Below are 12,547 nucleotides of genomic sequence, written 5' to 3'. Positions count from 1 at the left end.
TGGTTGCTTTCCTAATTGTCATTGCCCTCTGTGATGCGTCTTCTGGCCGTAAAGACCGAAAAGTTGCACAGACATTCAGGACTTTGCCAAAACCCTGCGCAAGATTGTTTCTAGCATCCTATCTTATTTGGTATCCGATTTCAGGTTCGTCAGTGACCCTCCGCCCAAATTCTAAAGAGATGAGACAATTCGATCAGTGGAAACAGCGAGCTCGTGAGCTCGCGATGGCCCATGGCGGTATCAGCGACTTGGACTGCGATAGCCTTCGCCGTGTGCTGGTGGACCTTCACGAATTATTCGTGAGCTCGCCTGGATCTGTACAAAAGGCTTATCGTGCGATGAGCGATACGAGGATTTCGGATCGCTGCAGAGATTTTGCGAATGCTGTGCTGGGTGGCTCTATCGCCTGGTCATTACCTGCAGATCCAGAGCAGGTTGCCGAAGTGGTCGGTGGGCTAATCCGTGCCGTGGACTGGACTTTGGGGCAATACCGTTCGCATTGGCCCGGCAGCTCGTCGCAATGGATGATGGGCGGCTGGTATGTAATCCCCAGGGACGGTATGCGCGCGGTCCAATCCGGATCGCAGTCGCAGTCCTATCAAAAGCGCGGCTTGGTGTTTCATCGCCTGATTCCCAGCGAGATAGACGGCTACAGCGTCGAAGTTCTCAACGCCAGGACGCTTCATCTTTGCGCCGACAAGACCGAATGGAAGATGGCAGCGTGCCTGTTCGAGAAGCTTGAGCTCAAAACCAGTCGTTCCAAGGAATGTGGAGAAGATCGCTTCGTTGTGCGGGAGGTGACTGCACCTTCAGCGGATGCCCTCGTCGCAAGCCAGATCGAGCAATCGCTGCTCGAGGGATGCGTCGCGCTGGTCTGGCCGGAATTGACAGTCCCGCCGGGGCTGCGTGAGCGAATCCGGACGCTGTTGCGAGACCGTGATGTTGCCGACGATCGTCCCCCTCCTGAGATTGTTGTTGCAGGAACCTGGCATGACACGACGGAGCAGGGAGTAGTCAATCGGGCTCACATCTACGACGGCTACGGCGAGGAGCGGCTCGTCTACGATAAGATCGCTCCATTTGCCGTGGGCGGACTAGGCAAGGAAGGCATCGTGCCTGGAACAAGGCTCTGCGTGCTCGCAACGGAAACGGCGTTGATAGGCTTTGCGATCTGTCTGGATTTCTGTGACGCGACGTCGAACCCTTTTACCGAACTCAACCTCGACCTGATGCTGGTGCCTTCGATGGGCAATGACCGGACCATGGAAGGTCACCAGACGACCGCCGCGCAGGTCGAAGTCAAATTCGGAACGCGGAGCTTCGTGGTGCAGCACATGCTCGACTCAGAGTTCAAGGATGGCAGAATAGGTGCTATATTACCTATGACGAAGCGTCCCTCTCGGGTTCCAGTGGCGCATTTGGGTCAAAATGCCGTTTGGAAGTCTTATCCGTGGCCGCAGACCACCTAGATTTAGGGCACAAAATCAGAGTAAAGCGTTGTAAAGTGTTCTTAACTGTTGTGGCGTATGCGAGGGCAAATGGAGCTGGACCTCAAAAAAATGGAATTGGGTGACGCCACCGCAGCCGAGGCGAGAGCAGCTGTCTCAGAGCTCCTCAAGGAGGGGTCGGAGTCCAGTTACAGTCGCCTTTATGCGGCAATGGGAGCTTGGCTCTGGAAGACATTGGACGGACGGCGGCGCGACGATGAGTTGAGGCAGTGGTTCGACATTATTCGACGGACGAGTGCGTTTCTGTCGGCCAAGAACCCGGCATATGCGGAACGCTTCAGAGCGTTCTACGATCTACTCGAAATGTCGATTGCAACCTCCAAAGCCGCAAATGTGGACGAGATTCTTACCCGTCAACATGTGGTAAGCATTTTGCAGCACCTGCAGCAGGCCGGACAGCGGCCTGTTGAGAAGGCGGCAATTGCTGGAAAGCTCGGCCTGAAACCGGCCAATCTCAGTCGAATACTGCATATGATGGCGAACGCCCGTCTGGTTGAGCGAACCAGCTACGGCAAGCAGGCTCATTTCTGTATCACACGCGAGGGATCCATAGCCCTTTCAAAGCGAGAAGCCGCGCTGCGTCCCGCACAGGCTGCTGCGCCTATGGTCCAGCAGAGTGCCGCGGAGGCCGGCGCGGTTTACCGGCAAATTCTTGCGACTGCGCGTCATGATTCCCAGTTAACGCTCGCTCATGGGAATATCCTGCCGGACTTAACATACCCGATGCCGACCGCAGATCCCGGCTTGGGGTTGATGAATCTCCTGCAAAGATTGGCGAATCTGCCAGCGCCGCCAACGCCAACGCCAACGCCGCCCGCAACTCCCCCGCCAACCCAAGCGCAGCCGGCGAGGAAAATCTGGCGAAAGCGCTGTTATGCCGTTCAGGTCGCCCCGGTGCACGACAAAGCGCTAGACGCCCATCGGGCACACCTGTTCGTTGAACCGGTGCAGCAGCAGAAGAGCGGGCATTTTATGCTGCACGCCTATAAAGAGGAAAATGAAAATCATGTCGACTGAGGATCAGTCTGGGTCGACGCCGACCGAAGGCCTCGCCGAAGATAGCATTATCTTGTACGGCCAATCGTTGGTGGATAGGGTCACGTACGTTCCATCTACATATACCTCTCTGCTCATGTGCATGGGCAAAGTAACCCAGAATGGCCCCGATGTTCTGGTGCCGCTGGTCGACGTCAGGCTTGACGGGCCGATTGTCGACGATACGACGAGATCGACGTTATTCTATCAGCTGATGACGATCGAAAATCTGGCTTTTGTTTTGGAAGACGTCACCAGCGACTTGACGGCTGTTTGTCAACAACTCGGCGCGGTCAGTTCAGGACGAGCAAAGCCGGACATTCTTCGACTCTCAGCCATGAAGGCTTATCTGTCCCAGGCAAAGGCCAACCTAGAGAAGTGCCTTTCCGAGATCGAACCCATCGCCTAGGCTTGGCCCGGTTTGCTGCGTCGACGGCAATCTGCTTCCGGAAAGGGCGTCGAGCTCGATCCGCTGACTGTCGCGGCTCGGTCAAGCGCCCGAGCAGCAAGGTCTTTCTGGATCGTGCTAGGCAGCTTCAATCTCCTAAACATTGAAGGCTGAGCAGATATCTACGCAAGTAATCTCGCCCAAGCCCTCCTGCACCAGCGATGCTCGGCCCCGCATGCTTTTTGGCTTATGACCGGTCGCCACCCAGATTCTCGCTGCCGCTGCAATCGACCCCCGCTCCAACAGATCCAACCCGCGAGGAGGTTCGCCATAGCTCGGGCGTGCGTGTCAGCGATGGTCAACAGCTCAGCGCAGATGTGCCAGCGCGTTCCTCAATGCTCGAAGGATGCCGCCAACTGGCGAAGGCGCGATGCAGCAAGATCAATGGTGGCGGAGATGCTGTACCAATTCGGCGCAACATCTCTTGCCGGTACTCCGGCAGCTTCATTCGGACATGATCTTGTGAGACGAATGCCGATCTAACCGCGTCGGCTGCTGGCGCATTGGATGTATTATTCATTTCAGGCGGCCAGCCGGCGAACGCCATTTTCAGGTCAACCACGCCGGCACGCTGCGTCGTGCTTGCCGATGGCTTGGTTGTGAACGTCTCTCCAGACCTGGTGGATGGCGGGCATTGTCCGTTTCGCACCGATTTGTGGACCGACAGCTACATCTTGCGATAATAGATCTTGAGCCATCTTTTCGCGCTTTCGATGGACGGGTCGTAAGAGTAGCTCTTCACGAGCCTCCTCGGCCGCTCTCGGTTGTATCGCCAGCCGGCAGTAGCGAGCGAAGGCGAGCGTCTGTCTGGTTGCAGACTGAGGCAGCAGCTCGACGCAGCATCAGAAGGTCGTCGGTGCCCGCTGCTGACGATTACAATCGTGCTTGCTTGAGTTCAAAAAAGGTAGCTAGAGCACACCGTCTGCGGGCAACAAACATCAGGGTCTGGAGCATTTCGTCGGCTGGCGAAGTTCACCGCGAGTGGAGGCGCTATGAGTAAACCTTGTGGGAACGTCAAACTCAGATCCCGGAAGGGACCGGCATGGGTGCCCAATCCGGGCGATCTGATCGAGGCATGATCACGTGTTGACCTGCATCTCGTCGGTGCCATTCCGGTGCCACCATGGGCAAAAGGCCTCGTTGCCCATGGTCCAACATGCCTACCACCCGGCGCGTTCGCCAGTGGAGCTGCTTGTCGAGTTGAGACATGGTCGATTGAGAGGGCGCAGCATCCTCGGATCATTTGCATGAACGTGGCTGGAGCAAAGCGCATGCGGGAACGCATCCTATGTTGCAGGGTTGAGAGCAGTTCGCAGGGCAGGGAGTGCGAGGTTTGCGGTTCCAAAGGACGATAAAGTGCGCATGAGCTTTGAGTGTGAGGCTGGGCAGAACGGGATGCATTACAAGCACCGGCTCAATCTTCTCGTGGAAACATCACGGGAGGGGTCTCTGACCTGCGGCAATCCCGTCGATGCGATGGCGTTGCGCGAATGGTTACCAGTGGCGCCGCTCGCGACAGTTCTTTCAACCGCTACAGAGCGGAAGCGCGACCGCAACCAGGCCATGAACGGGCTGCTCTCAATGGCAGATAAGGTGGCTTGGCGCGTGCTCAGAACCGGGCGAATCCTGGCTCGGTCAAACAAAGATGCGGCCTAATTTCGCAATGAAGCGTGTTTGGTTGTGTTTTGGTTTCGCCTTGTCCTCGGACTTGCCCCGCGAACGAAAGCCTTGTCGAAATTCAGACAGCTCGCAGCTCCGGCCGCTCTTTTGCTGGCGGGCAGATCAGAGTGACCTGGTGCCCGCGGTTACTCGGATGCTGCGCTGCTGTGGATCCGACCGAAGGTGGGGCTTTTTCACAGAAATGTTGGGCGTATTCTTCTGTAGCGGAGGATTTCCTGCACTGATTGATTATCTCGTGGTGAAATTCACCTCAAACTGGAGGTGCTCATGCAGTATGATCGGATAGACGCCCGCATTCTCGAGATCGTGCAAAAGAACAATCGGCTAACGTCCGAGGTGATCGGCGAGATGGCCGGCCTTTCTCCTACCGCGTGCCAACGGCGATTGAAGAGGCTACGCTCAGAAGGCATCATCCAGGCTGATGTCTCCATCGTCTCGCCGAAGGCGGTCGGAAGACCAATTCAAGTGCTTGCCCTCGTCACCATGGAGCGGGAAAGCGCCGACATCATCGATCGGTTCAAGAAGGCCATCAAATCATCAGTTGACATTGTCAATGGCTTCTATGTTACGGGTGACGCGGACTTCGTCTTGTACATCACCGCCCGGACCATGGAAGATTACGAGCAATTTACGCGCTCCTTCTTCTATGAAAATCGAGACATCAAAGGTTTCAAGACGATGGTCATCTTGGATCGAGTAAAGGCTGGCTTTGCTGTTCCAGTTGAACTTCCGCCGGAGGACTGACCCATTGGTCGAGGTGTCTCGTCTCGACGATCGAGGGTGTACGCGTCCACAGCCTCTCGACAAGTGTCAGAATCCAATCGGCACTTGATCGCGCAATGATTCTGCCTCCAATAAGCCAGGACGGCGCTTGCCGGCTGTGGACAACAGTCCAGGCTGCCGGTGACTGCGCCGAGGCGAGTGGGGACAAGGCAGCACCTGCAATGGGTGATCGAGGCCGCCGGGTGTGTAGCGTGAGGTTGTCTCCTCACGAGCCATCTAGCCCGACTCTTCTGTCCGCTTTCGGTCGACAAACAAGTCGTGCAGATGTGGCTGCGCCATTATCGCACTAATCGCGGCACCCTTCCTCCTGGCGACGGTCCGCTTCTTCTCTCCGCGCTGTCAATGGTGCCGAATGCGCTTGAGAGGCTCTTCAGCCTGCAAGATATCGCAGAGTGGCTAATGGCCAAATGGCTTCGCGCCCCCCTAGGTAAGCCGCCTTCTCCGGAGAGATGCGCAGTCCTCGATCATGTCAATTGCGCACACTCCGGCCGAGAAGTTAGGCAGGCCGCGCGCGGCCAGAGCGCCTAGAACCTCAGTGCAGGAAATGCGAGCAACGGGCTTGAGCGAGCCGCTCCAGCCAATCTCGCTCAGGAAGATCGGCGATAGGCCCGTCTGATAGCTTCCTGCGCCTTAGCTCCTGGATCGTCTGATTCTCCTGCACCACGGTTACTGCAGAACCGAGGATCTGGCGCCCTTGCCGCGCCTCCGTCGAAGGGTTCGTCGCCAGCTGAATTTCATCGGGGTGTTGCTTTCCAGCGCGGGATTTGAGCGCCGACACTGGCCTCGTTGCATCAATCGAGATCAAGATGTTGGTACATTTGCAATCAAGTTTTTGTTACGGCCAGTGCGGACACAAACGCCAGCTAGCAGGAGAGGGACCATGACCGATCGCGTGCCCGCAGTCCTGGAAACGCTCGATTGCTCGGCCGCCGCGGCTCTCAAACAGCTGCCCGGCACACGGCCGACGCTTCCTCTGTCGCCTGCGAAGCGTCCTGCGAAACGGCCCTTCGTCAAGAACGCCATCCTGGCCCGTCTTTCTGTGCCGGACCTTGCGGCAATAGGGGAGTGCCTTGAGCCTTTCATCCTAAAAGAGCGTATGATTCTACAGGAGCCGAAGAAGCAGGTCGAGCATGTCTACTTTCTCGAAACGGGCCTCGTCTCGTTGAGAGTCGTGGCCGCGGGAACCATGCTCGAAACAGCAGTCATCGGGTATCGGGGCGTTGTCGGAGCTTCCTTTTTGTGGGGAGGGCATCTTTCCAGTCATCAATCTGTCGTTATTTTCCCTGGAAGCGCGCACCGCATCCGGGTGGAGGATTTGCGTCGGGTGATGAAGGTGCATCCTGAGGTCCGCGACCATCTGTTTGATTATGTTCAAGCGTTGACCTTTCAGTGCGTACAGGCGGGATTATGCGGGGTTCGGCATCATCGTGAACAAAGGCTCGCGAGCTGGCTCTGCCTGGCAAGCGAGGCTGTTGACGCCCGCGTACTGCCGGTGACCCATGACTATCTATCGTCCGTGCTGGGACTGCGCCGCGCCGGCGTAACCGAGACGCTAATCCGGTTTGAGGAGCAAGGGCTACTTCGCAAGATGCGCGGCGTCTTGCAGATCGATGACCACAAAGCCCTGGAGCAAAAAGCGTGTTGTTGTTACAAGCTCGTCTCGGCCGCTTATGCCTCCTCGCAATCCGCGATCTCAGCACAAGAACAAGCGAGCTAGCAGTTCGCCAGAACGCGCTGCGTCTCAATTCGTGAGCTCTCGTCAGCGCCTGACCTGAGGTCGTGCATACATCTGTCGACGCCCGGGATTTCGAGCGGATTTCTAAAGAGCACTGGCGCCAATCCTGTTTTGCCCGTCTGTTCTGCCCCCAGGTGCAGCGATGGCACTGCAGGCCCCCATGGGCGTTCGCAGACCGGATCCAACTCATAAACGCGGACCTTCAAATTTGAACAGACGTCGGCCCGAACTGGGCCCCGCAAGCTCAAGGCCCTTGCAAAAGCCTCAGCAGGCAGTGCTCAAGCGGCGATCGCGGTCGCGGACACCGGCGGGATGCCAGGATTGGTGGCCAGTGTGCGCGATACGCCGTCCTCGCGAGCACGCCGCGCGACGCCTTTGTCAAGAGCCGAGATCATGGCGTTGAGGCCTGCGAGCAAGTCTAGCATCAAACAAGAATGACGCGGCTTGCTTCGGGAAGCGAACTGACTATCTATTCCTCGACCAAATCCGCAACCCTTGCCACATGCGAGGGTCTCTTGGCTGTGATCCGATCATTTTCAGTCAGGTGTCTTCGGATCGCGTCGATGAATTGGGTCCGTTGACGGGGCCGGATCAGCGGACTAATCCGCGCGCAGACATCGCTTGATCCTGCCCATCCTCAGTAAACTTAAAGAAACGTGCCGGACCTCTGACTAGGACAATCGGCGTATTTTCGTAAGTATGAGTTGGCCGCATTGCAATGAATACGAGAATGCGACCGAATGCGGATCAAGTCTCTCAAAGTGCAGAAAAGATATCGAGCTCTAGCTGAGCAGGCGGCAGCTAAAGCCCCCATAATGGTCGCAAGCTGGTCCCTTGGCCGGCGGGAGTGGACGGATTCTCATCTGCTTTGTTGGGTTTTCGATCTCCGGCCGCGTTTTGCCGGGCCCGTTCTCGGGCGGCTGGTCCTCTGATCGTACTGAGCCGAACGGCCTCTCCAGCATGCGACGGACGCGTATCGGCGCAGGGCCAATGTGGAAGTGAGCCGCCCGCTGCTCCAGTGCCCGTTCCGATTGGGTGGAGCGGTTCCGCCACCGCAAGTAATCGAGCCACGTCGGGCAATGATAGCGCTCGGTCCACAACTCCGGATCAGCAATATCGCGCGCGATCGACCAGCCATAGGCGCCGTTGCGCTGGCGAGACAGTTGCACGTCCTGCATGATATTATGAAACGTCCGTGCATTGTGCGGCGCAATGCGATATTCGATTTCGACGACGAGCGGCCCACTGCGCCCGCTCAAAGGCAGGCGCACCTCGGGATCGGCCAGCAGCTCGGCCTCTTTCTCCCCTCGCGCTCCGACACGGGGCATCGGTAGCCAACGGCCAATGAGGGGCGAAGCGAGCATCAGGACGGCCGCAACCAACAGTGCGTTCTGGACGCCGGCCGCGTCAGTCAGATAACCCCACCCCCAGCTGCCGATGGCCATCCCACCTGTGCCCGCCGCCTGATATGCGGCAAGAGATCGCCCGGCCACCCAACGGGGCGCCGACAGCTGCACGCCAATGTTGAATATCATCCAGACCATCGTCCACACGGCGCCCGCGAGGACGAGTGCTGTCACAGTCAGGGCCGGCTCGCGACTTAGCGCGACGGCGACCATTGCCATGGCCATGCACAGCGCGCAGGTGCGGATCGCGGCCTCGCCGCTCATTTTTTTTCGCAGTTCGGTGATGGTCAATGCGCCAACCACCGCACCGAAGCCAAAGGCGCCGAGCATGATGCCGTAGGTTTGGGCGTCGCCATGCAGAATATCGCGCGCCACAAGCGGCATCAGCGCAGTGATCGCGCCCCCAGCGACGCCGGTCACCAAAGTACGAGTTAGCACAATTTTGATCGGCGGCGAATTGCTGATATAGCGCACGCCAGAAACCATTGCGCGGCTCAATCGCTCTGGCGGCAGGCGCGAGGGCGTACTCTTGCGCTTCCAAAGAAGCAACGCGACCATCAGAGGCAAATAGAACAAAGCGTTGAGCGCAAATGCAGCCATGGCACCCGCGGCCGCGACAACGGCTCCGCCGATCGCCGGACCGACGCTTCGCGCGATATTGTAGCTGATGCTGTTCAGCGCGATAGCCGCAGGCAGTTGCTCTTCCAAAGGAATCTGTTCGCTAACCGACGATTGCCAAGCCGGCCCCATCAGCGCCATGCCGCTGCCGACAACGAAGCATAGCATGAGCAAGATGTTCGGTGTGGTCAGGTCAAGCCAAGTGACCAGCGTGAGGAGGATCGCGCCGGCCAGGGCTATGCCGAGCGAGACCAGCCCTACGATGCGCCGGTCATACATATCGGCGATCGCTCCGGCAGGCACCGAAATCAGCATTACCGGCAGCAGCAAAGCGGTCTGCACCAACGCGACTTGATCAGCCGAAGACGCCATCTGTGTCATCGCCCAGGCGGCGCCAACCCCTTGAATCAAGGTGCCGACGTTCGACAGAAGGCTTGCCAGCCAGATGCGTCGGAACGTCGCGTGCCGCAGCGGCGCCGTGATGGCGTCGCGCCCATGCGACTTGGCTTTGACTGAATCGATCATAACCGGTCGCGATGGATAGCATGATTTGGGTCTGATCTGCATCACAAGGATGTTCGCGCGCAGCGCGCTCGCGATGATGTTGGATTGCACTCACTTCCAGGCGTAAATTTTGTACGAAACGGACAATCTGCCGCGCGAGTGGGCGTATGCACGCTGACGGGGCCGGTATAGCCGTCCCGATTTTGCGGGATGATTCAATGGTTCATACCGTGCGCCTGGTAGCAGCTGTGCCGCACGTTGTCGCCAATCGCCAACACCTTCTTGATGCAAGTTCCCGCTAGTGTCCCGAATCTGAAGTTCGCATCATTTGCCGCACCCTCGGAGCGAACTTCGGATTCGATAAGGACACTAGCAAATTTATGATTCTAGTGTGCTTTATGAATGCGAAGTTCGTGAAGGTGGCTGCCGCGAGATCGCACGAACTTTGCATTCAGCACACTAGACAGCAGATGGTGAAGGCGGCGAGGTCATCGTCACTTTTCACTTTTCATATGTGCTGGATCGGCGCGCAGCGTGTCCGAACTCGACCGCGCTCCTCGGCGAACTTGCCTGCGATCAGATATAGGCGGGTTCAGCACGGTCCCCTGACCAGCTCAGTTCGTGGCTTTGGTTGTTGTATGTGGCTAGGTCATCGATTCGACTATACTTCGCGCCTCATGTTTGCTTTCGTAGGTCCCGTCGCGATGAGCTCGTACGCTTCGATCTTATTGCGAATGATGCGCGAGACGCCTGACGACAAGCTGACGGGCAGATGTTTCGTGGTTCGGAAACGATAGACTCGGGGCTGACTCGGACCGATGTCGAGATCGCGTTATCGGATGGCATCTGATACGCATAAGGTCGTAGGCCATGGCAGTTGATCGCCGACGCTTCGCTCTAGCCGGGCTTTCTGCCTTCGTATGCGGATACGCGCAGACGCAGCAGGGGCGGGCCGTGTCGGCCAGGAGGCCAGTGGTCGCCGGCTATGTTGCCCCCTGGAAAGCCCGGACGAACGGTCCGAACATCAAGACGATCCCGGCTCGCGAGCTGACCCACTTGATGTATGCGTTCGGTACCGTTTCGGCAGAAGGACGGGCTGAACTTGCCGATCGCTGCGTGGATGCGGGAGCCTGCAACGGAACCGCGCCGGCGGCTCCGTTCGGCGGCAATTTTGCCCAGCTCGCCGAATTGAAGCAAGACAATCCGCAGCTTCGAATTCTGATTTCACTGGGCGGTTGGAATGGATCGAAGTATTTCTCGGCAGCGGCCGCCACGCCGCTCTCACGCGCGCGGTTCGCGCAATCCGTGATCGATGCGTTCTTACGGCCGTATCCCGGCCTGTTCGACGGCGTGGATATCGATTGGGAGTTTCCCGTCTCAGGGGGGCGTCCAGATAATCTCGCGCGCCCTGAGGATCGTGCGAATTTCACGCTTTTGATCGCGGAGCTCCGCCGAAGACTCACCGACCTTGCTGCATCGGAGCGTAGGGAGCTTGAGCTCGCCATTGCAGTGTCGGCCGTCCCAGACAAGCTTGCCAATCTGGAGGCAGCCGCTCTGGCCAGGCTGGTAGACCGATTTCATCTAATGGCCTACGACTATCATGCAGGCTCGGCCTTTGCCGCTTTCAATGCACCGCTGTTCGCCTGCGCCGGCGATCCAAATCCTGATCTCAACGTCGATGCAAGTGTGAATGGCTTAGTCCGGGCCGGGGTACCGCCAGCCAAGGTCGCACTCGGGATAGCCTTCTATGGCCGAGCTGTTGCGAATGTTCCGCAACAGAACGGCGGGCTCTTCCAAACAGGGGCGACAGCGAGTGAGGAGTGGGGAGGGAGCGACGGCATCGATTACCGGGATCTCGTCGGCAGGCGCCCGGAAGAGCATGGCTTTCGCCGGTTTTGGAGCGACGAGGCCCAGGTGCCTTGGCTCTATGACGCAGAGCGGCGCATATGGATCAGCTACGACGATCCGCTCTCCGTCGTACGCAAAGCGATGTACGCGCGTGCGCGCGCACTCGCCGGGATCATGATCTGGGATCTGTTTGCCGACGACGGTTCGTTGCTCGCGGCACTTCGCACCGGCACCCTTCCTTCGCAAAAATCCGAATAGGTGTGTGGTCAGCGGGCCAACGTGCACGTCATCGAGCGTACCTCGAACCAGCCGCGACCCAGGTCGGTGCTAAACCAGAGCCAGGTCCGATTGAAAACGGCACGTCGAAGATACTGGCGGCAATGCGTGTTTCGACCGTGATGCACGCCTAATTTGAGGGACCGCACGCCAACTTGGGCGACTTGAGGCTAGACCGCATCGCCAAAGCCTTCTGAATTGCGGCTTCTCCAGCGCGAAGGTGGTCTTCGCTACCAAGCACGCCCGATCCAGAAGCCCGTTAGTCTGGAGCGCTTTGGTACTCGTCTCCATCGAAACGAAAGCGGTTCAACGAACCCGGGAGCCAGGACGCCGAATCTCGCGTCTTGAGCTCTCTAAACGAACTGCCAACAGCATGTGGTGTTGTCCGGGATAAGGATGCTCATCATCCGGCCGCCGAAGGCACTTGCCAGCGTCCGGAACGACCAGCCGCTGTTGACAGCCCTCGATATCATGGAACTATATTTCCGCAGTGCGCAGCCTTCGCGCCGAATCAGGGCGTTCTTGAATGAAGGTCGCGACATACCGGAAGTTCCAAACAAAGGGACCCCCGAGAATCTTCGTAAGATCACTTCGATGCGGGACGTCTTCATTGCTAATGCTCAAGAATGTCGTGTGAGAGAAGATCGTCAGTTGCGACCCGAATTCGTTATCGGAGAAGCTGCTCATGGCACGCCCGAAGTTGCCG

Annotated in this window: 8 protein-coding genes; 7 read left to right on the top strand and 1 reads right to left on the bottom strand. The window is 58.1% G+C overall.

Annotated features, from left to right (window positions below; genetic code table 11):
• Positions 1-179: 179 nt before the first annotated feature.
• The 6 genes from XH92_RS35605 to XH92_RS35580 all read left to right on the top strand — a co-directional run bounded on the left by XH92_RS35605 (position 180) and on the right by XH92_RS35580 (position 7,171).
• Positions 180-1,469 carry a hypothetical protein gene (locus tag XH92_RS35605; RefSeq protein WP_194456281.1) on the top strand — a complete coding sequence of 430 codons (1,290 nt, stop codon included), beginning with the start codon at positions 180-182 and terminating at the stop codon, positions 1,467-1,469.
• A 69-nt stretch (positions 1,470-1,538) separates the two neighbouring features.
• The gene (locus XH92_RS35600; RefSeq protein ID WP_194456280.1) at positions 1,539-2,525 is read left to right on the top strand and encodes a hypothetical protein; all 987 of its coding nucleotides are present in this window, start codon (positions 1,539-1,541) and stop codon (positions 2,523-2,525) included.
• A complete protein-coding gene (locus XH92_RS35595; protein ID WP_194456279.1) occupies positions 2,515-2,952 on the top strand; it encodes a hypothetical protein in 438 nt (145 codons plus the stop codon). The genes XH92_RS35600 and XH92_RS35595 overlap by 11 nt, the downstream gene beginning before the upstream one ends.
• Positions 2,953-4,386: 1,434 nt before the next feature.
• The gene (locus XH92_RS35590) at positions 4,387-4,647 is read left to right on the top strand and encodes a hypothetical protein (RefSeq protein WP_194456278.1); all 261 of its coding nucleotides are present in this window, start codon (positions 4,387-4,389) and stop codon (positions 4,645-4,647) included.
• A gap of 291 nt (positions 4,648-4,938) precedes the next feature.
• On the top strand, positions 4,939-5,415 hold the full coding sequence (locus XH92_RS35585) for an Lrp/AsnC family transcriptional regulator (protein WP_194456277.1): 477 nt from the start codon (positions 4,939-4,941) through the stop codon (positions 5,413-5,415).
• A 919-nt stretch (positions 5,416-6,334) separates the two neighbouring features.
• The gene (locus XH92_RS35580; protein ID WP_194456276.1) at positions 6,335-7,171 is read left to right on the top strand and encodes a Crp/Fnr family transcriptional regulator; all 837 of its coding nucleotides are present in this window, start codon (positions 6,335-6,337) and stop codon (positions 7,169-7,171) included.
• A gap of 800 nt (positions 7,172-7,971) precedes the next feature.
• Here the strand turns inward: XH92_RS35580 and XH92_RS35575 are convergent.
• Positions 7,972-9,738, bottom strand: coding sequence for an MFS transporter (locus XH92_RS35575; protein WP_194461578.1), 1,767 nt, complete (start codon positions 9,736-9,738; stop codon positions 7,972-7,974).
• A gap of 951 nt (positions 9,739-10,689) precedes the next feature.
• Here XH92_RS35575 and XH92_RS35570 point away from each other — a divergent pair.
• Positions 10,690-11,823 (top strand): glycoside hydrolase family 18 protein, encoded by a 1,134-nt coding sequence (locus tag XH92_RS35570; protein ID WP_194456275.1) that lies wholly within the window; start codon positions 10,690-10,692, stop codon positions 11,821-11,823.
• Positions 11,824-12,547 lie beyond the last annotated feature (724 nt).

The organism is Bradyrhizobium sp. CCBAU 53421 (genome assembly GCF_015291625.1).
In the GTDB taxonomy this organism is placed as follows: domain Bacteria; phylum Pseudomonadota; class Alphaproteobacteria; order Rhizobiales; family Xanthobacteraceae; genus Bradyrhizobium.
Note: the sequence above shows the minus strand (reverse complement) of the source record. Positions and strands in the feature narration are given on the sequence as shown.